Raw genomic sequence first — 20,762 nt, 5'->3', positions numbered from 1 at the left:
TTAGCAGTAAGACCCCTTAGAGACTATGAGGTAGATAGGCACAAGGTGTACGCACGGTAACGTGTTCAGCTGATGTGTACTAATAGGTCGAGGGCTTGTCCAATATGGATATAGAACGAAAAAAGTGGATCAAAGATGAAGTATTCAGTGTTCGGTTTTGAAGGTACGGAGAATAATATTTGTTTAAATTTGGGGTCTTAGCTCAGCTGGGAGAGCATCTGCCTTACAAGCAGAGGGTCACAGGTTCGAGCCCTGTAGGCCCCATTTTTGTGCATAACTATAAATAGATATAACATTTGACGCTTATTTTGGGAAACATCCTAAGATAAGCGTTTTTTAGTATTTAGCGATGCCAAAATAATCAAAATGAAGATAAAATCAGACAAAAATGGTATCATTAAAAATACGATGAAGTTATAGTTTGTAATAGAAACATAATGAGCATGCTAAAGGAAAAGGAAACACAGCTAAAGGAGCGTCTGGGAGAGGCAATCTCAATAATTCCCGGAAAAAGTGAAAGCTGGCTCATGCTTGCAATCGAGGGAGGTATCCCGATGTATTTCAGAGGGGATGATTCACAGCCCACAGCTTTTATTGAAGTTAAAATTTATGGGAACGCATCATCTGATGTATATGGAAAGATGACAAAGGAACTTACAGGTATATGCGGAGATGTTCTCGGAGTAGCACCGGATCATATGTACATCAGTTATTTTGGTTCGGATGATTGGGGATGGAATGGAAGCAACTTCTGAAAAACATTTTATTAATGCCGTTTTTATAGCTGGAAGAATATTGTTTCGAGGCTATTTTATGTTGATAGGATTGGTGTAAAATAGCATGTAATTACATTATTGTGGGAGGTTAGGTATGAGAGAAATCATTGAAAGAAGAAGCAAATTATTAGTAGATAATCAAACCGCTATGTGTAAGGGCTTTATATTTGAGCATAGTCTTACAAATGCTGTTGCAGCAGCTGCTTTTGTAGAAAAGGATAAGGCCCTAGATGTGGAGCTCATAAAGGAATCAAAAAAGCTGCTCAGTGAAAAAAAGGGGATTTTTTCAGAGTTCAGATCATATAACGAGATCATAATTTCTACGAAGATGGCATTAAGTGGTAATCCTGAAAGATATTTAGATGAGATTAGTGACGTCTATGATAAATTCAATAAGGGCAAGATTTTCGGTTCATCATACAAAGTGCTTGCTGCGATGAGCATAGTCGATCAGGGTAAATATTCAGAGGCTGATAGAATAATAGAAAAAACAAATGAAATTCTTGTTGGAATGAAAAAAGTGCATCCTTTTATTACATCAGATGAGGATACCTGTTTTGTGGTATTGCTTGCCATGACGGATAAGAGCGTAGAGGATATCCTGACTGAACTTGAAAAATCATATCAGATAATTAAGAAGGACTTTGCGTTCCATGATGATGCTGCATATTCACTGACACAAGTGCTTACAGCTTATGAAGGAAGCGTTGAGGAAAAATGTGAAAGGGCACTGAATCTGTATAATGCGTTTAAAGATGCAGGCGCAAAGTATGGAAAAGATTACGAGCTGGCATCACTTGGAGCACTGATAGATATCGATGTAGATAAAGAAGAGCTCGTTTCAGAAATTATCGAGGTTGCTGATTATCTTAAGGGTAAAAAGGGATTCGGTATGTTTGACATGGGCAGAGAGACCAGATTGATGTTTGGAACAATGCTGGTATCTCAATCATATCTTGCAGGTGAATACAAGGCAAATGCATCTTCAATAGGAGGAGAAATAGGAAGAATAGTTGCGCTACAGACTGCCATCCTGATAACAATGATGCTTGTCATAACAGCGAGTGCAGCTGCAGCATCAACTTCACATTAAGGATTAGAAATCATACCTCTTTATTTCGCAATTTTTTATCCCAAAAGAGGAGAATTCTTCGTTAGTCATTTCTCTGAAATATGACTCGATGATACGGGCAAGACCATTATGGGCGACAAGGATATATTCTTTGTCGCTTTCTTTAATGTCATCCAAAAGACCATATATCCTGTGAGCGACCTGAAGCATAGATTCACCTGTGCCAAAGCGACTTGCCAGGTCTTTTTTTGCTTCATGAAATTCTGCACCATCCCTGGGAGTTGATTCATATCTTCCAAAATTTTGCTCAATAAGGCGAGGCTCGATTTTCATGGGTATCCTGGTAACTTCGGAAATATGCCTTGCGGTTTCTTTAGCCCTTATTAGTGGAGAGGTGATTATTAGGTCTGCTGTTACGCCCATTTCAAGGATTTTTCTTCCAGCCTCGATAGCCTGATCGTGTCCTTTTTCTGTAAGCTCTATATCTGTTGCACCACATATCTTATTTTCAACGTTCCACACAGTTTCGCCATGTCTTACAAAATAAAAATGGTTCATAAGTATTCCTTCCATATGTTACAGAAAATTTTTGCATAATGATTATACTATTTTCCTGCAAATATAGAAATCTTGATTCTATATCTTTACTGTGAGATTAGGCAGTGAAGCTTTCTCTTGTGCGATGAACCGACAGGTGCTCTTGATTCAGCTACTGCAAAGAAAACACTTATTCTTCTCGAAAAAATAAATAAAGAATTCGGCATCACTATGCTTATGGTCACTCATAATCAGGTGATTCCACAAATGATGAAGAAAAACTGCATCATGAAAGATGGAATTATAATTGAAAGCAAAAACAAATGAAAACCCTGTGCCTGCTGCAGAATTAGTAGGAATGTAAGAATTTCATAAATCTGCGGATTATCACATCAAATGCAAATACTGTTTGTTGCCCGGGACACTATAGTTCCGGGCAGTTTAATATTGTCTAGCAAACCTTATATTCATGTTTGACATCAAATTTCTTTTCCAGTGCATTCATCATGATATTCACAGCCAGATTAGCTTTTTTATTTATATCATTATGTATGGTTAATGATTTTGGAGGCACTGTGTTTTCGCTATCTAGTGTTGAAATAACGATCAGATTAGCTTCAGAGATAAATTGCTTTACTTCAAGTCCAAGAAAAGTACCAAGAACGAGCACTTTTTTGTTTTCAAGTTTCTTAAAATCCTTATCAGACATCTCTGAATAAATAAAAAATTTGCCTTTAGGCATGGCCAGTGAGAGATACTGGAGATATCCCTCGTTGTAGTATTTATCAGTTATAAGATAGAAATCATTACCGAATTTTTCAGACGCGGTTTTTACCAAGGTTTCTATATCTGTGTGGATCTGATAAAAGAGAAAATCATTTATCATCATATCAAGACACAGGACAGGAACGTAATAATTACCGGACATTATCTTGAAATCATGTTCATTCAAATCTATGGCTATTATGCCATCAAGTCCGCTAACAGGTTCATAAGAATCAGCCGAAGGTTCCATAGGAATAAGAATAAATTTATATTTCATTCTTGCAAAGCGCTCAGCTAAAAGGCTAATGAGCTGCATAATCTCAGCACTTCTGGAAGGTGATTCGGGAGTTAAGGCGTAAACCACGCCGATAGAATAGGTCTCCTTGCGCTCAGTTCCGGATTTGTATTTTTCGGGAATGCTGTAATTAAGCATATTAGCGACCTGAAGAACCTTTTTTCTGGTGGAGTCACTAATTTTTGCCCCCTTTTTATCGTTAAGTACATATGAAACGGTTGCAACTGATACACCGGCCTGTCGGGCTATGTCTCTAACGGTTGCTTTTTTTTCATTACTCATAAAGTGAAATCCCCTAATTATTTCGTTAAGTTAACAAGTTAACCCAATAATAGCAGATACATTTGATATTGACAAGTGGTTAATGCCGTGTTATTACTAATTTAACAATTAACTTAACAAGGTTAACAACGACGAACGGAGGATAAAAATGAAAAATAATGTAATTGCAAAAAATCTGACAGTAGTATTAGCTGGGAGTTTACTGGCTACAGTGATCTTAGCAGGGTGTGGAAAATCCACAGCAAAAGAGCCTGTGGCAGAGGATATCACAATAACCTTTATGAATCAGGATGAAACGTTAGGTACTGTATCTGCAAAAGCAGGAGAGGTTCTGGATGCAGCTTCTTATGAAAGCTATGAGGCAACAGATAATGGAGAGTTTAATGGATGGTTTGAGACACCTACATATTTGGAATCAAGTAAGAAGGATTTAACGACTGATACTTTTACAAAGGATACAACTTTATATGGAGATTTCAGGGCAGACGAAGTTGCAGAAGATACAAGACTTTGGTATGTAGCAGGAACTTCTGCAAAGGGATCACTTGCTTTAAATAACTGGGCGGCAGACCTTAGCGATGACGAAAAAGCACAGTTTCAGTTAACTCCTACAGGGAATACAAATGAATTTTCATTGAGCATAGACTTGTATGAAGGTGATCAGTTCCAGGTCATTCATGACTGGTCATGGGACGGACAGAAGGGCTTTGGTAAGTTCACTGATATAGATCCTGAGCAGATGGAGAATGCAGGCGGTCTTGGCGGTACAGATGATACAGCCAATGTTCAGGTTAAGCAGGATGGTAATTACACAATTACTCTTAACACAAATCCCGATAATGAAGCACAGGATACTTTATCTGTTGTCAGAAATTCAGATCCGGTTACAGAAGCAGCAGAGTAAGGAGCAGGAATGAATCAGCACGCATTGCAACATATACCGGATTCATCATATTGTTTTCCTGTTTCTGACAATAAGATGATATTAAAACTAAGAGCAGCCTGTGATGATGAGATTAAGGTGTGGGTGCTCTACGAGAGCAAGTATAAAATAGGCGAATCCCATAAAAAGAAGCAGATGGAAAAAGAGCTGACAGGGAAGCTGTTTAATTATTATTCAGTGACACTGGAGCTTGCAGATACCAGACTGGCCTATGTTTTCTATATCTATGATGGAAAAGATTATTATTATTTTTCCGAGGACGGATTAACAAAAAGCTACGATTTCACCAAGGGATACTACAATTTTTTCCAATATCCATACATCAATGAAAATGATGTGTTAAAAAGGGTGGATTGGATAAAGGATGCCTGCTTTTATCAGATTTTCATCGACAGATTTGCCATTGGTGATAAAGACAAGAACACAGATTATATAAACCTGAAGTGGGGAGAAATCCCCAATCCTAAAAGTTTTGCCGGAGGTGATATAAAAGGCATAATTGAAAAGCTTGATTACATAAAGGATCTTGGCTTTAATGCGCTGTACCTTACGCCTATTTTTCAAGCTCCATCGAATCATAAATATGATACAGTTGATTACTTTGAGATCGATGAACACTTTGGAAATAAAGAGGACCTGAAAAATCTGGTAAGCGAGCTTCATAAGAGAGGCATGAAGATAGTTCTGGATGCTGTTTTTAATCATGTGAGTGAGCTTAATGACAAGTTTCAGGATGTTATAAAAAAAGGAAAGGCTTCTCCTTATTATAAGTGGTTTGTCATAGATGGAGATTTCCCGTGTAAAGAGCCTCTAAATTACGAGGTATTTGCAGGATGTGATTACATGCCCAAGTGGAATACTTCAAATGAAGAGGTCCAGGAATATCTTATTTCGATAGCTACATATTATATAAATGAATTCGATATTGATGGATGGAGACTGGATGTATCCGATGAAGTCAGCCATGATTTTTGGAGAAGATTCCGTAAAGATGTTAAAGCAGCAAAGGATGAAGTTGTAATTATCGGTGAAAACTGGCATGATGCCTCGAACTATCTTAGAGGTGATCAGTATGACAGCATAATGAACTATGCGTTTACCAAAGCGGCTCTTGACTATTTTGCATATAACAAAATGGATGCTAAAATGGTAGCTGCAAAATTAAATGATATTTTAGCAAGAAATACAGATACAGTAAATGACATGATGTTGAATTTGCTTGATAGTCATGATACCGACAGATTTTTCAGTGAAGTTTCAGAAGACAGGGATAAATTAAAAGCTGCTCTTTGTCTGTTATATCTTTTCCCGGGAGCGCCTTCTGTATTTTATGGGACCGAGGTTTATACACCGGGTGGATATGACCCTGATTGCAGGAGATGTATGGATTGGAGGGCAGCAACAGAGGATCTGGATGTTAAGGTTTTGATAAAGAAATTATCTGATGTCAGGCGTGAGTGTTTGTTTGAGTATGCAGGAACTAGAATTGAAGCGTCTGAAGACGGAAGAATTCTGGCAGTTAAGAGACACGGAAAAGTTTCAGATGCTGAACTTTTGATTAATCAGACTGATAAAGCAGGGATATATAAAAATATAGAAGTTAAGCCATGGAAATACAGGCTTTTTGTTGATGGAGGCGAAATATGATAAGACGGAAAAACAGAGCAGGGGTAGTAATGCTTGCAATGGTACTTGCAGGCGCTCTGACAGCATGTGGTAAAAGCGGGGCAACTAATAATGAGGCTTCCGCTGAAGGTGGAGAAATAACTCTTAGAATATTGGAAAACGACACTGCTAAAGAAAAAGGCTACCTTGACGAGCTTTTGAATGCATTCAACGAGGCATATAAGGACAAAGGAATAAAGGCTGTTGATGCAAACATGGAGGAATACAGTAATCTTGCAGAAAACGGCCCTTATGGTTATGGTCCTGATGTTATTTATCAGGCAAATGATAAGCTCATGGCTTACGCTGAGGATAAGCATATTCTTGCATTAAACAGAGAAGACTTTGAATGTGCAGATAAGATTCCTGAAGAAGCCTGGAATGCATTTACATTATCAGTTGACGGAAAGCAGTATACATGCGGAATTCCGGTTAATGTTCAGGAACCGATGCTTTTTTATAGAAAAGATCTTTTACCTGAAGGCTGGGAGAGTACTAATGATAGTGACAGCAATGGCACACCGGATTTTCTTGAGGATTGGAGCTCTCTTTACAAATATTCTGAGGAAATAGTAAACAGCTCTAATGGTGAAAAATATGGTCTGGTTGCACCCTGCAATGATTTGTACATGATGGCAGAGTTTTTCTTCTCCTATGGCGGATATGTATTTGGTAAGGGTGAAGATGGCACAGTGAATTCTGAGGATATAGGTTTTGATAAAGGAGATGCTGCAAAGGGCATGATGGCACTCAGACAGTTCTCAGGAATCATGAGCGAGGAGAGCCTTGATGATTCAATAAAGCAGAGCAGATATTCAAAGGTTGCAGATGGTACTTATTTTTGCTCAATTTCTACACCTGATACCTATGTGCTTTTCCATGACAGATTAAAAGAAGTATATCAGAACGAGGGTCTTAGTGAAAACGAAGCAGATGAAAAGGCGACCGAAAATCTTGGTATGGTGGAACTTCCTTCAAAAATGCCTTCTTCCGGTGATCTTTCTTCTGATGAAAAGGACAAGGATACTATCGTTATGGGAGGTGTAAATGGGTATGGAATAAGCGCCTATACCGAAAATAAAGAGGCTTGTATTGAATTCGTTAACTTTGCTACAGGTTATGACATGGTTGCAAAAAGGGCAGAGCTTTTGGGAATAGCTCCTACAAGATCTGATGTTGCTGGTGACATAGGTGGTGTAACATCAATGATATTTGAGAGCTTAAATGAAGGACATATTTATCTTATGCCTTCAGTAAAGGCTGTAGATCAGATCTGGGATCCTGTTGGAACACTCCTTAGCGATGTGGCCAAGGATGCGTTCAGAGAAAAGAAGAACGAAGCTGTAAAATACGCAGATGAAAATGCAATGCAGACTGCACTGGAGAGCACATCTAAGAGTATCTATGATGCAATCTATACATTGTCAAATTAAGGAGCAGTTGTAATGAAATCAAGTAGTATAAAAACTAAATGCTCCTATATAATAATGGGACTTGGGCAGTTCCTGTATGGTCAGCGCATAAAGGGACTGCTATACATGGGAATTTTGGGCTTATACCTGTGGTACTTATTCACCTCAGGTATAGGTGATATGACAGGTTTTTTCACTTTGGGCACTGTTGAAGCTGATCCATGGCTTGGAACAGAGGGCGATGATTCAGTTATCATGATGCTCCGGGGAATTCTATCTTTTTTAATACTTGGTGCCGTTATAATTTTCTATTTAGCCAATATTAAAGACATAAAAGAGACAGAAAGACTTGCCGGAAGCGGCAAAATGTTGCCTTCCTTTTACAGATCAGTGCTGGCATTTGTGGATAAAAAGTTTTATGTTGTGGCGCTGTTTTTTCCTGTGATCGGGGTTCTGATATTTAATGTTTTGCCAATCATTTTTATGATCCTCATCGCATTTACGAACTATGGTGGAAACATCGTTCCACCTAAGCTCATCGATTGGATAGGACTTGATAATTTCAGGCAGATATTCTCTCTATCAGGAATAAAGGGAACCTTTGTTAAAATTCTTGGCTGGAATATCACCTGGGCAATTTGTGCAACTCTGCTTAATTATTTTGGCGGACTTCTGTTGGCACTGCTGCTGAATAAAAGGTGTGTAAAGGGTAAAGCGATATGGAGAGCTTTTCCTATCATCGCCTATGCGGTACCGGGATTTATTACACTTTTAGGATTTAAATTTATGTTTTCCTATGGCGGACCAATTAACTATTACATCAAAGCTATGGGAGGAACAAGTATTGGATTTCTTGATATAGATGCCGGATGGAGAGCCAGAATAATAGGACTTTTGGTAAATGCATGGATATCAATACCTACATCGATGCTTCTCGCAACAGGTATTCTCTCCAACATGAATAATGAATTGTACGAAGCAGCTTCGCTTGACGGAGCAGGCAGATGGAAGCAGTTTACCAATCTGACATTACCGTTTGTTGTGTTTTCGACTACTCCGACGCTTATAACAAGCTTTGTTGGGAATTTCAATAATTTTGGCGTGTTCTACTTTTTAAGAGGCGGATTGTATCTTGATGATTATTTCCTTGCAAGTGATACAGACCTGCTTATTAACTGGCTGTACAACCTTTCCATAGATAACAACTATTATGGAATAGGTGCGGCTGTCAGTCTGATTATTTTCATTATCACGTCTGTAATATCACTTACAGCTTATGTAAATTCTTCAGCCTTTAAAAAGGAGGATACATTCAGATGAAAAAAGAGAAAATCTCTGAAGTTATTATTACATATTTGATTCTGATCGCGGTTTCATTAGTGTTTTTCTTTCCGGTATTTTGGCTGATCCTGGCTTCATTTTCTTCGTCAGGTTCGATTTATGATTTTGACGGATTTTTTCCGAAGAGTTATAGCACGGCGACTTATGTGAAGCTTTTTTCAGATACTCAGATGTATGATTATCCCAGCTGGCTAAGGAACACGTTGTTTATAGCAGGCTTTTCATGTGTGATTTCTACAATTCTGGTGATACTCACAGCTTATACCATGAGCAGATTCAGGTTCAAAATGAGAAAACCACTTATGAAAACGACTCTGATATTAAGTATGTTCCCGAGTTTTATGGGAATGACAGCTGTTTATCTTATCATGATCAATTTCAATATGATAAATAACCTTTGGAGTCTGATTCTGATATATTCAGCCGGAGCTCCAATGGGATATTTGGTTCAGAAGGGATATTTTGATACTATAAGTAATTCTATATATGAAGCTGCGCGAATTGATGGAGCAACCAATCCGGAGATTTTTTGGAAGGTAACACTCCCTTTGTCCAAGCCGATACTTGTTTACACGGCTCTGACATCTTTTGCATGGCCCTGGAGTGATTTTATTCTGCCAAATATGCTTCTGAAAAACAGAGATCTATGGACTGTTGCTGTCGGTCTTACCCACCTGGGAGAGACTGAATTCTCAAGATTCGCTGCCGGAGCTATTTTTATTGCAGTTCCAATAGTAATTCTTTATTTTTCTCTTTCCAGATTCCTGGTTGCAGGAGTATCGGATGGTGCTGTTAAACAGTGAGAAACATGTTTCAAATGTGGAGAACAGGCATAATAAGTTAAAACTTATGTGCCTGTTTTTTTGTCTTTTGTGATGGACATAGCAGGCTGCTTGAAATTCAAACATTTCTAGTCCCAATATATACTTCATCTGCTACAATAAAAATATTCATAGAAATTGTAAATAACCCTAATACCAGGAAGGGTGGTCAGGTGAACATCCTGATTTCCAGTGAGTATTGAAGGAATAGATTATGAATGAAAAGATAAGAGCACACTTGATATTCAAAGGATATGTACAAGGTGTTGGTTTTAGATATAGAGCATACCATGTTGCTACCGGATTGGGATTGACAGGATGGGTTAAAAATGAGTGGAATGGCTCTGTCACTGTAGAAGTTCAGGGGGACAGAGATTCCATTTATAGGTTTATCGAGCAGGTAAAGGAAGGTCGCTATATCGATGTGCTGGATATGACGATGGCTACAATACCCTTGGAGGAAGAGCATTCATTTCAAATAAAATATTAAACTGAAATTGTTTGGGGCATATATAGACAAAAAGGTTGTGATAGGATAGTATAATTGCATCAAATATAATTGCACATTTAAATCCCGCAGTTAAAAACAGCTGTGGGATTCATTTTGTAAACATATAGTCGAGTTAATATAAGCAGCTACACTATACAGTAGCCGACAGATTACTGAACCATGACTCTGTGAACTCCAAAAAAAGCTGCTCTTCAGGACTTAATTCTTTGTTTTTTGGATATGCCAAAGCCAGAGTCCTTGTGGGATGATTTTTTAACTGCATAAGAGATGCATATCCTGACATGCTTTGGAGCCAGGATGTGGAAGGAACAAGAGCGATACCAAGACCCGCTTCAACCATGGAGCGCAGGCTTTTCATATCGTCAGCTTCAAAGGATATGCTTGGCTCAAATCCTGCATCTTTGCACAATGAGTCTGTGAATCTTCTTAGCTGATTATTCGGATCATATGCGATAAAAGACTCGTCAGAGAGTTTCTCTAAATCAACAACCTTTTTACCGGCCAGATGATGAGATTTTGGTATAGCTGCCATTATTTCATCTTCCATCAGTACTTTATATTCATATTTATTGTCGTCTATTGGAAGCTGGAAAAAGGTAAAATCCGCTTCCTTATTTTTGACAGCATTCCCCTGCAAAAAGAAAATTCTTATACCGGGATAATTTTTCTCAAAATCAGGAACAAGATAAGTCATAAAATGTATTCCGCTTTGAATATTTATTCCAATACCTTTTACGGAAGGTTTCCTGAGGGAATTAATTCCTTCATCCAGAATGCTAAGTGAGCGGTCGACGGTTTCTAAAAAACGCTTGCCATTAGCATTTAATTTTATTGCCTTCCCGGATCTGTCAAATAGCTTGCAATCAAGCTCATTTTCAAGTTTTTTGATTGTAATACTTACAGCTGATTGCGGTATGAGATGATGCTCGGCAGCTTTTGAAAAATTCTCCAGTGTTGCAGCAGTTCTGAAATAGCGTAGTTCCAATAGATTCATTCGAGTCCTCTGTGAATATAAGTTTTGTGAAAAGGTGGTGAGTGCATTTTGTATTTAGCTCAGATATAAGATGAACTTAATACAGGATTAATCGCAGTATGGCTATAGATTTGCATATATATAAATATATATAAGATTATATAGGTTTTGGTATTTTTTTTCAATTTTTCTCTTAGATATACTTTTATTGGCGCTTATAGGCAGCACATTACAGTAACGTAGATGCACTTCCTGCGGGATTTTGCTGCCGAATCTGTGGTGGGAAGAGAAAAAGGAGAAACTAATGTTTATGGGAGGAAAAAAGCGAAAGGGAAAACAACTTTTAGCGCGATTAATGCTTGCAATCGTCTTTGTGACGATGGTGTTACAACAGGGGACGTTAACATCATTTGCAGCAGAAAACACGCAGTTGGAAGAACTCGTGACAGGTAATGAATCACAAGATTTTGAGAATGTCGATGAAACAGGTATTTTTGATATCAATTCTCAAATAGGTGAAGAAGCCGAGTCTTACGAAACGGAAAGTGAAAAAATCGAAGAGAATGTCACATTATCCGGCACTGTAACCTCAGGAAATGGAGATGAAGTTATTACTGATGTTACTCCGGCAAATGAAGAAGTTGCAGAAAACGAAGAAGTTACAGAGACTGAAGAAACAACAGCAGATGATGCGGCAGAGACTGAATCTTCAGGGGATGAAGAATTCACAACTCTGTCAGTCAATCTTGCTGATGATGAAGCTTCAGATACTGTAAAGATCCTCATGGTAGGAAACAGCCTTACCAGATATAACGATGTGGCAGGAAAACTGACAGCGCTTTATGCACTTGATGGAGTAACTGCACAGATTGATACCAGAACACAGATGGGAGCATCCTTGTTCGATCAGGCTGATATCTTAAAGGATAGTACCAGAGAGGCTATTGTAAATGGTGGTTATGATTTCGTAATTCTTCAGGAAAAATCCTCAGGCTTTTCAGAAGCTCTTTTACGTCAGGGAGCAGAGGCTTTTTATCCATGGATTCAGGAAGCGCCTTCACAGCCACAGCTCGTTTTTTATATGCCCTGGGCAAATGAAGATGTTCTTAAAAGCATGCAGACAACAGTAACTGATGCTTACGTCTCAGTTGCAAAAGATTTTAATGCAAAGCTCGCACCGGCAGGTGAAGCTTATTATGAGCTTTATTTTGATAAGAACAAAAAGTGGTACAGGAAGGGTGATAATGTACACGGTAACGATCTTGCCAGCCTGATATCCGCAAGTACTATTTACTACACACTTACAGGAAAAGAAGAAGCATTCAGTTTTACTTCAGAAGATATCGATGCTTTAAAGGCTTTGGTAGAAAGTGCAGATTATAAAAATAACAGAGTTTCATATAATGCAGAAACTGTTAATCTGATTGAAGCAACATCACTTAAATATACAGGTATATATAAGGATCTTACAAATGTGCCGAGTCTTGAAGGAAGAGGCATGGACGGCAATACAAACCTTGCAAAGGGTAAGCAGGGTAGCGCTTCTTCTAACGGAAGAGGTTCAACGAGAGGAATCGGAGCAAGAAATGTTGGAAACCTTACAGATGGAAGCTACACATCATTTTTAGTATCCCATGAAGAGGATCCGGATATCTGGTATGCAGTAGATTTCGGAACGAGTACAAAACTTGATGAAGTAATTCTGTATTTTGGTGGAACAGGTACTTATGTAAACACTGAACATGCCGTGTTTACTGTAGAAATGTCTGATTCATATGACAGCGACTATCGTGTTGTTGCAAGCGGTGAGAGTACTTCCACAGAACCACTTGATATAAAATTTGACGAAACAGAGGGAAGATATTTAAGAGTTCATGTTTCTTCTTTCTCAGGACCTTATGTAAGTATGTTTGAGATAGAGGCATATTATCAGAGACCTGAGCAGACAGAGGAACCCGGAGAAAGTGAAATACCGGAAAATACAGATGAACCTGCAGAGCCTGAAAATCCTGCTCCTTCAAATGATGAGCCTTCTGAGGAAGACGAAAACGTAACAGTTAAGGCGTATCCAGGTGATTTCCTTCAGGTTAAGGCAGGTGATCAGGTCGCAAATATGGCGCTTTATGATGGAAATATGTATGAAGCTATCCTGCCGCTTAATTCCGGAGATAACACCATCAGCATCATCGTGAACGGAAATGTTGTCAAGGAGAGACAGTGCACAGTTTCTGGATCTTCGAAAAATGTAATTGTGAGATACTTTGCCGATAAGGATAAAATCGTGACAGGTTTTGACAGTCATAAGGATGCTAATGGCAATGTAGTTCAGGATATCAAGAAGACAGCGCATTGGACAGGAAACTTTTTCAACAGAACAGGCATAAACGAATTTAAAGAGTTTGGTGGCTGGGATCAGGCAAATACACCTTCCTGCCTTGATTATATTGGTGGTGGTGTGTTTAAGCGTACCTACACATACACAGTTCCTGAAAACTCTGTATCTTATGAGTTTAAGATAAACTTTGACGGGGCATGGAGTAACGGAGAGGTTCCTTCCTCAAATGCAACCGTAACATTCCCTGCAACCGATAAAGAAACAGATACATTCGTGTTATTTGTAAACTCAATTACAGGTGAGTGGTTTGACTCAATAAATAAAGGAAAGGTTACATATAAACTGGCAGATGGAAGCACATATGATCAGGAGGCAGGTAAAGCCAATGTAACTGTCAGCTTTGGAGAAGACAGAAAAGAAATGGTACAGACTTCTCTGAAGAAATACAGATTTACAGATTATCTTCCCGCAGGTGAGCATAATGTCAGCATCTATGTTGACGATCAGCTCCTTCAGACAACAGTTCTTAGCCTTAATGGGGCATCATCTGTTACAGCTGTATATGACACTGCTAAAGGACTTGAACTTATAAAGAAGGATGTGCCTGCTACTGAAGATAAGGATACGGATGAAGGCACTGAGTCCGGAAATGATAATGAAAATGAAAATCCTGGAGAGCAGGGTACAATACCTGAAAACGAAAACCAGAATCAGGATGATTCGGCAGTAATTCCTGAAAGCGGGAATGCAAGTCAGAATGATTCAAATTCAAACCAGAGTGGCTCTGAAGGAACTCCCGGAAACGAAAGTACTAATCAGAACGGCTCCACAGGAAGAACAGAAGGTGGAAACGCTTCACAAACTGTACCTGAAGTAAAAACGCAGACCGGTAATGCACCTCAAAATGAATCTGTATCAAAATCAGAAGTTCCTGAAGTAGTGCAGGTTCAGAATGTTGAAGAAAGCACTAAAGAAACCATTGATGAAAAGCAGAAGAAGGCAAGTGTTTCTGAGATAAGTGCCGGTAAAAAATCCTTTACGATTAAATTCAAAAAATCAAAAACAAAAGTAAAGGGTATCAATGGATACGAAATTCAGTATAGTACAGATAAGAAGTTTGAAAACGGTACAAAGTCTGTTTTCGTAAAGAAATCCAAGACAAGCAAGAAAATCAGCAAACTTAAAGCTAATAAGAAGTATTATGTAAGGGTTCGTACCTACAAAGAATCCGGTGACCAGAAGACTTATTCTAACTGGGGAAAGACAAAGATCGTAAAAACTAAGAAATAAATCTCTAGAAGCAACTCCTAAGCGTTATGTTTAGGGGTTGTTTTCTTTTCATGTAGGAGTTTACATTGGTTTTCTATAATAAAAAACGTTCCGATGGGATACACACTTAGCAAGGTATTATAAAACTACTATGAAAAAAACAGATGGAATGATATACAATATATTTGACTTTCTAATGTTTTTTACGATTGAATGGCTTAAGTAGTCATCATATAAATTGGAGGATTTGAAATGGCAACACAAGGTGCGACTAAAGAGCGTTCCAAGAGTAAGATTAAGGAACCAAGACAATATAATGTGGTAATGCATAACGATGATTTCACTACAATGGAGTTCGTAGTGGAAGTTCTTGTTGATATATTTCATAAGGATGAGGTAACGGCAGAGGCTATTATGCTGAATGTTCATAAAAACGGACATGCTGTTGTCGGGAAATATCCCTATGATCTCGCAACAACGAAAGTAAATGCTGCCCTTACCAGAGCAAAAAATGAAGGTTATCCTTTCAGGATGACAGTGGAGGAGGCGTGATGAATTTATCAAAAGAAGCAATGGAAGTTTTGCAAAAGGCCGTGAATTTTGCAAAAGACAATAACTATGAATATGTCACACCGGAAATGCTGCTCCTTTTTATCCTGGAAACACCTGTGTTTACAGAAGCCTTTTTAGAGTGTGGTGGTGATATCAATCTGCTTTCGGCACAATTACTTTCATATTTGGAAGAATATGTTGAAAAAGTTAATGATAAAGATCCGGAGATTTCCTTAAGCCTTAATTATTTGATTTCATTTGCAGGACAGAGTGCTTATTCAAGCTCCAGCGACAAGATTCATATAAGACATCTTGTGCATGCCTTTTGGAATCTTGAGGAGAGCTATGCTTTGTACTACATGGAACAGCAGGGAATCATGGAGGCAGATCTTTTGCAGGAGATGGCTGATATAGAGGACTATCAGCTTGATATAGATCAGAGTATGCAGGATAAAACAGCCGCAGACAGAGAAAATAACTGGAAATTATATGCTCCGTGCCTCAATGAAACTTTGCAGGATGTTAATCCTCTTATAGGAAGGAAAGAAGAGCTGGAAAGGACGATTCAAATTCTTTGCAGAAAGGAAAAAAATAATCCGCTCCATATAGGAGAACCGGGAGTTGGAAAGACAGCAATAACTTACGGACTGGTAGAGCTTTTAAAATCAGGCGAAGTTCCGGATGCAATAAAGGGTGCAAAGGTATTTGCTCTCGATCTTGGAGGAATGCTTGCAGGAACCCAGTACAGAGGAGATTTTGAAAAAAGATTCAAGAAGGTTTTATCGGAAATAGGAAAAGAGGAGAAGCCCATCATATATATCGATGAGATTCATAATTTGTCCGGAGCCGGTGCTGTAGGAGAAGGCTCATTCGACGCTTCCAACATGCTAAAGCCTTACCTTTCTGATGGACATATACGATTTATCGGCGCGACTACATACGAAGAATATAAGAAATATTTTGAGAAAAACAAGAGCCTTATCAGAAGATTTCAGAACATTGAAATAAAGGAACCTTCCGAGGATGAGTGTGTCAAAATATTGAACGGACTTAAAGAGAAGTACGAGCTTTACCACGGAGTTAAATACAGTGATGATGTAGTAGAATACGCTGTAAAAATGAGCAGCAGGTACATAAATGAAAGATTCCTTCCGGATAAGGCTATAGACATAATAGATGAAGCAGGATCCTTCAGAAAACTTCATCCTGGTGTCAAAAATGACCTTACAATAGATAAGAAAGTCATAAATGAGATACTCACAAAGATATGCAGAATCCCTATTGAGACCATAGAAACCGATGATCTTGCAGGGCTTGCAACGCTTGAAGAGAGACTTAAAAAGCGCGTTTATGGCCAGGATGAAGCTATAGAGCAGGTTGTAAATGCAGTTAAATTCTCAAAGGCGGGATTGTCTGAGGAAGGTAAGCCCCTGGCAAGTCTTTTGTTTGTTGGACCCACAGGTGTTGGTAAGACTGAAATAGCAAGGAGTCTTGCAGATGAGCTCGGGGTCAGGCTTGTGAGATTTGATATGAGTGAATATGCTGAAAAACACTCGGTGGCAAAACTCATCGGATCGCCTGCAGGATATGTTGGATATGAGGAGGGAGGAATTCTCACTGAAGCAATAAGGAAAAATCCTACAGCAGTACTACTTCTTGATGAGATAGAAAAAGCTCACCCTGATATTTTCAATGTGCTTCTTCAGGTTATGGATTACGCAACCCTTACGGATAATCAGGGAAGAAAAGCAGATTTCAGAAATGTCTGCATAATAATGACATCAAATGCAGGTGCAAATCTTCTGGGTAAAAGCGGAATAGGTTTTGTCAGTGACAATCACAATATGGGAGCCTTGATGGATGCGGTAAAGCAGACATTCCAGCCTGAATTCAGAAACAGACTCAGCAAAGTGGTTTCTTTTAACAGTATGGATGAAAAAATGGCGGAGAGAGTAGTAGAAAAGAAGCTTTCAGAATTGTCAGAGCAGTTAAAAGAAAAGATGATAGCAGTAACAGCAGACAAGAAGGCAAAGGAGCTTGTAAAAAAGCGCGGCATTAGTCAGGAATTTGGGGCCAGAGAAGTAGACAGAGTTATAAGAAATGATATTAAACCGCTATTTGTGGATGAAATACTATTTGGAAAGTTGAGTAAAGGTGGTAAAATTACTATTTCTGCTTCGAAGGGAGAATTTGTAGTTAAGACAAAAGAAATCAGTTCGTGAGGTTGATGAGCCTTTACAGATATTTTGAAATTTTATTGGAGCATTTAGTTAATGAATATTTTAAACGTAGAAAACATATCAAAAATATATATGTCAAAGCCTGTTCTCAGCGGGATTTCAGTTGGCATCAGTGATACGGATAAGATTGGAGTAGTAGGAACCAACGGAACAGGTAAATCCACACTTCTTTCAATTGTTGCCGGAGTTACCGAGCCTGACAGCGGACAGATAGTGGCAAGTAATGGCCTTAGAATTGCGTATCTTCCACAGAATCCGGCTTTTGATATGAGCAAAAATCTTTTGGAAAACATCACAGATAAAATCTATGCCGGTGGAGATCACTGGGACAAAAAAGGTGAAATTAAAGCTAATCTTGCCAAGTTTGGAATAGATGATCCTGAATGTGATCCTTCAATTTTATCAGGAGGACAGAGGAAAAGAGCAGCACTTGTCGCTGCGATTATGACTCCTTCTGATCTTCTGATTATGGATGAGCCAACTAACCATCTTGATTCTGATATGATTGAGTGGCTTGAAGAGTATCTCAGACATTTCAGAGGCGCTCTTCTTATGATCACTCATGACAGGTACTTTCTTGATGAAGTTACCAATCAGATTTTGGAGATTGATAATGGCAATGTTTACCGCTATGAATCCAATTATTCCGGATTTCTTGAGTTGAAACAACAACGTCTTGATTATGAACAGGCTGCTGAGAGAAAAGCACAGGCTCTTTATAGAAAAGACCTTGCCTGGATGCTGAGAGGAGCAAGAGCACGTTCAACCAAACAAAAGGCACATATTCAGAGATTCGAAGAGCTTCGTGACAGGCAAAGACCTGAAGACGAAAGACAGGTAGAACTTAGTGCACTTCCCAGCAGAATGGGAAATAAAACTATTATCCTTGAACATATCTCCAAGTCTTACGAAGGTAAAACACTTTTTAAAGACTTTTCATATACTTTCAATAAGCTTGACAGAATTGGAATTATCGGGCCAAACGGCTGTGGTAAGTCAACACTTTTGAAGTGCATAGTAGGTTTGATCTCACCGGATGAGGGTTCAGTAGAGATCGGACAGACTATAAAGATTGGCTATTTTGGGCAGGAAAACGAAGCCCTGGATGAAGAAAAAAGAGTTATTGATTATATAAAGGATACTGCAGAATTTATCAGAACATCAGATGGTCTAGTTTCTGCTTCTGTAATGTGTGACAGATTTTTATTCGGACCGGATATGCAGTATGCGCCGATTTCCAAGCTTTCAGGTGGAGAAAAGAGAAGATTATATCTTTTGAGAGTTTTGATGGAACAGCCGAATGTTATCGTTCTGGATGAGCCTACCAATGATCTTGACATTCAGACACTCAGGATCCTGGAGGACTTTCTTGACGGATTTGCCGGAATTATTATTACGGTAAGTCACGATAGATATTTTCTTGATCGTGTAGTTACAAGAATATTTGCTTTTGAATCTGACGGAACTTTGTATCAGAGTGAAGGCGGCTATTCAGACTATGCAGTTCATAAGAAAATCTCTGAGGAAGCAATCCGTACTGATAATGTAAATGCAGATAATCAGACAGAGAATAAGACAACTAAGGGAAAATACCGTGCGCCACGGGAAAAAACCAAGCTTTCATTTAAAGAACAGCGGGAATACGACAATATCGAAGCAGAGATAGAAGAGCTAGAAAAAAAGAGCACTGAGCTTGAGGGCAAAATAGCTGAAGCTGCCACGGACTATCCCAAACTGGTAGCACTGAGTAAAGAAAAAGAGGAGGTAGATGCTCAAATCGAAAATAAAATGAACAGGTTTGTTGAGTTGCAGGAGATGGTAGATAGGTTTGAAAGCATGAACCAATGATTATTTAAAGTATTAGACTTATGTGTGAAAAATAATGGACAGTAATAGAAATTTCAAAAATGTATAATTGATAATTGTTGAATGTTTTTTTGATTTATTATAGAATGTTTTCTTGAGGAAAGTTTATTTGGGAGGAAACTTAATAATGAAAAAATCTAAGCTGTTCACATTTTTATTTGTGCTGAGCATGTTTTTTTGTGTGTTTGGCACGTCTTCTATTACTGTTAAAGCTCAACATGAGTTTACTATCACCGATGCAACCACATCAACAATTTCATTTGATTGGAGCAAAGTTGCTAAGAGTTGGCTAAAAGATAAAGATACTAAAAAGTATCAAGGAAAATTTAGAGATTTCAAGATTGATATATCTGAGTATAAGGAAAGCAAAAGGGCCTACGCAAAGCCAATAGTTCATACTGTAAAAAGTACGCAATTCCATCATACCGTAAAAAATTTAAAGGCTGGAAAAAAATATAGAATAGATATACATTTGTATATGGACTATAAAGGTGGCGGTGGCAGAGTCTGGGGAATATGGGATGAGGTATATACGACAAGACCTTCTTCCTATTCCATGAGAATTGCCGGTGCTACAGATCATAGTGTAGTTCTTGATTTTGCTGATGTTGTTAATACATTAAAATCCGGAGTTACTGCAGCAGGTGGTTCATATTTTTGGGTATCCGGGGTTACTTATGGATATGTTCCTCAGACTACAGATCCAGCTACTGCGATAAGGCAAGCCAGAAAAAAAGCTTTAGGAATTGGGCAGGTATATAATAACTACAATGTCAATAAATCTGCATATGAAATTGGCGGATTAAATCCTAGTACAGCATATGCATTTTCATGTTTATTTGCATATAGTTATAATGATAATAAGGGGAGATTGGTAACTAAGATGGAATATGTGGAAGCAGGTAATATAGTAACAGCACCTAAAGAAGTGCCGAAGCCGGCACCCGCACCGACGCCCACACCAGCGCCAAATCCGACACCTGCACCGAAACCAAATCCGACACCAGCGCCAAAGCCAAATCCGACGCCAGCGCCAAAGCCGAATCCGACACCTGCGCCGAAGCCGAATCCGACACCTGCACCAAAGCCGAATCCGACACCTGCACC

17 protein-coding genes, 1 tRNA gene and 1 rRNA gene are annotated in these 20,762 nt (G+C 38.7%); 16 read left to right on the top strand and 3 right to left on the bottom strand.

All coding sequences use genetic code 11. The features are described 5' to 3' along the window. From G622_RS0120965 to G622_RS0120950, 4 genes are all read left to right on the top strand, one after another. Positions 1 to 103: ribosomal RNA gene (locus G622_RS0120965) — 23S ribosomal RNA — on the top strand; the annotation flags it as partial. Positions 104 to 191: 88 nt separating this feature from the next. Continuing rightward, positions 192 to 264: transfer RNA gene (locus G622_RS0120960), tRNA-Val, on the top strand. Between the two features lie 179 nt (positions 265 to 443). Continuing rightward, positions 444 to 755: a phenylpyruvate tautomerase MIF-related protein gene (locus G622_RS0120955; protein WP_242833036.1), complete on the top strand. Its 312-nt coding sequence runs from the start codon at positions 444 to 446 to the stop codon at positions 753 to 755. A gap of 115 nt (positions 756 to 870) precedes the next feature. Then, a complete protein-coding gene (locus G622_RS0120950) occupies positions 871 to 1,869 on the top strand; it encodes a DUF4003 family protein (RefSeq protein ID WP_026512263.1) in 999 nt (332 codons plus the stop codon). A gap of 3 nt (positions 1,870 to 1,872) precedes the next feature. Here the strand turns inward: G622_RS0120950 and G622_RS0120945 are convergent, their stop codons facing one another. Further along, complete coding sequence (locus G622_RS0120945) at positions 1,873 to 2,406, bottom strand: histidine phosphatase family protein (RefSeq protein ID WP_026512262.1); 534 nt, start codon at positions 2,404 to 2,406, stop codon at positions 1,873 to 1,875. A gap of 117 nt (positions 2,407 to 2,523) precedes the next feature. Between G622_RS0120945 and G622_RS26675 the strand changes: the two genes are divergently transcribed. Next, the gene (locus G622_RS26675; RefSeq protein ID WP_026512261.1) at positions 2,524 to 2,712 is read left to right on the top strand and encodes a hypothetical protein; all 189 of its coding nucleotides are present in this window, start codon (positions 2,524 to 2,526) and stop codon (positions 2,710 to 2,712) included. A 124-nt stretch (positions 2,713 to 2,836) separates the two neighbouring features. Here G622_RS26675 and G622_RS0120935 read toward each other — a convergent pair whose 3' ends face one another. Beyond that, positions 2,837 to 3,727: a LacI family DNA-binding transcriptional regulator gene (locus tag G622_RS0120935; RefSeq protein WP_026512260.1), complete on the bottom strand. Its 891-nt coding sequence runs from the start codon at positions 3,725 to 3,727 to the stop codon at positions 2,837 to 2,839. Between the two features lie 148 nt (positions 3,728 to 3,875). Between G622_RS0120935 and G622_RS0120930 the strand changes: the two genes are divergently transcribed. From G622_RS0120930 to G622_RS0120905, 6 genes are all read left to right on the top strand, one after another. Next, positions 3,876 to 4,631, top strand: coding sequence for a hypothetical protein (locus tag G622_RS0120930; protein WP_026512259.1), 756 nt, complete (start codon positions 3,876 to 3,878; stop codon positions 4,629 to 4,631). A gap of 9 nt (positions 4,632 to 4,640) precedes the next feature. Further along, positions 4,641 to 6,317 carry a glycoside hydrolase family 13 protein gene (locus G622_RS0120925; RefSeq protein WP_026512258.1) on the top strand — a complete coding sequence of 559 codons (1,677 nt, stop codon included), beginning with the start codon at positions 4,641 to 4,643 and terminating at the stop codon, positions 6,315 to 6,317. Beyond that, a complete protein-coding gene (locus tag G622_RS0120920) occupies positions 6,314 to 7,768 on the top strand; it encodes a sugar ABC transporter substrate-binding protein (protein WP_049946008.1) in 1,455 nt (484 codons plus the stop codon). Before G622_RS0120925 ends, G622_RS0120920 begins: the two co-directional genes overlap by 4 nt. 12 nt (positions 7,769 to 7,780) lie before the next feature. Beyond that, positions 7,781 to 9,067: a carbohydrate ABC transporter permease gene (locus G622_RS0120915; RefSeq protein WP_026512256.1), complete on the top strand. Its 1,287-nt coding sequence runs from the start codon at positions 7,781 to 7,783 to the stop codon at positions 9,065 to 9,067. Further along, on the top strand, positions 9,064 to 9,891 hold the full coding sequence (locus G622_RS0120910) for a sugar ABC transporter permease (protein ID WP_026512255.1): 828 nt from the start codon (positions 9,064 to 9,066) through the stop codon (positions 9,889 to 9,891). Before G622_RS0120915 ends, G622_RS0120910 begins: the two co-directional genes overlap by 4 nt. A 232-nt stretch (positions 9,892 to 10,123) precedes the next feature. Then, entirely contained in the window at positions 10,124 to 10,399 is a 276-nt protein-coding gene (locus G622_RS0120905) for an acylphosphatase (protein WP_026512254.1), read from the top strand. Between the two features lie 151 nt (positions 10,400 to 10,550). Here G622_RS0120905 and G622_RS0120900 read toward each other — a convergent pair whose 3' ends face one another. Further along, positions 10,551 to 11,414, bottom strand: coding sequence for a LysR family transcriptional regulator (locus tag G622_RS0120900; RefSeq protein ID WP_026512253.1), 864 nt, complete (start codon positions 11,412 to 11,414; stop codon positions 10,551 to 10,553). 289 nt (positions 11,415 to 11,703) lie between these two features. Between G622_RS0120900 and G622_RS26090 the strand changes: the two genes are divergently transcribed. From G622_RS26090 to G622_RS26300, 5 genes are all read left to right on the top strand, one after another. Beyond that, positions 11,704 to 15,018, top strand: a complete 3,315-nt coding sequence (locus G622_RS26090) for a discoidin domain-containing protein (protein ID WP_196814251.1) — start codon at positions 11,704 to 11,706, stop codon at positions 15,016 to 15,018. Between the two features lie 231 nt (positions 15,019 to 15,249). After that, a complete protein-coding gene (locus tag G622_RS0120890; protein WP_026512251.1) occupies positions 15,250 to 15,549 on the top strand; it encodes an ATP-dependent Clp protease adaptor ClpS in 300 nt (99 codons plus the stop codon). After that, positions 15,549 to 17,771 carry an AAA family ATPase gene (locus tag G622_RS0120885; RefSeq protein WP_026512250.1) on the top strand — a complete coding sequence of 741 codons (2,223 nt, stop codon included), beginning with the start codon at positions 15,549 to 15,551 and terminating at the stop codon, positions 17,769 to 17,771. Before G622_RS0120890 ends, G622_RS0120885 begins: the two co-directional genes overlap by 1 nt. Positions 17,772 to 17,822: 51 nt before the next feature. Next, a complete protein-coding gene (locus G622_RS0120880; protein WP_026512249.1) occupies positions 17,823 to 19,637 on the top strand; it encodes an ABC-F family ATP-binding cassette domain-containing protein in 1,815 nt (604 codons plus the stop codon). A gap of 145 nt (positions 19,638 to 19,782) precedes the next feature. Continuing rightward, positions 19,783 to 20,762, top strand: a 980-nt coding sequence (locus G622_RS26300; protein ID WP_044958242.1) for a hypothetical protein, incomplete at its 3' end; no start/stop codon positions are given.

The sequence above is a fragment of the Butyrivibrio sp. LC3010 genome, assembly GCF_000424385.1.
Taxonomy (GTDB): domain Bacteria; phylum Bacillota; class Clostridia; order Lachnospirales; family Lachnospiraceae; genus Butyrivibrio.
Note: the sequence above shows the minus strand (reverse complement) of the source record. Positions and strands in the feature narration are given on the sequence as shown.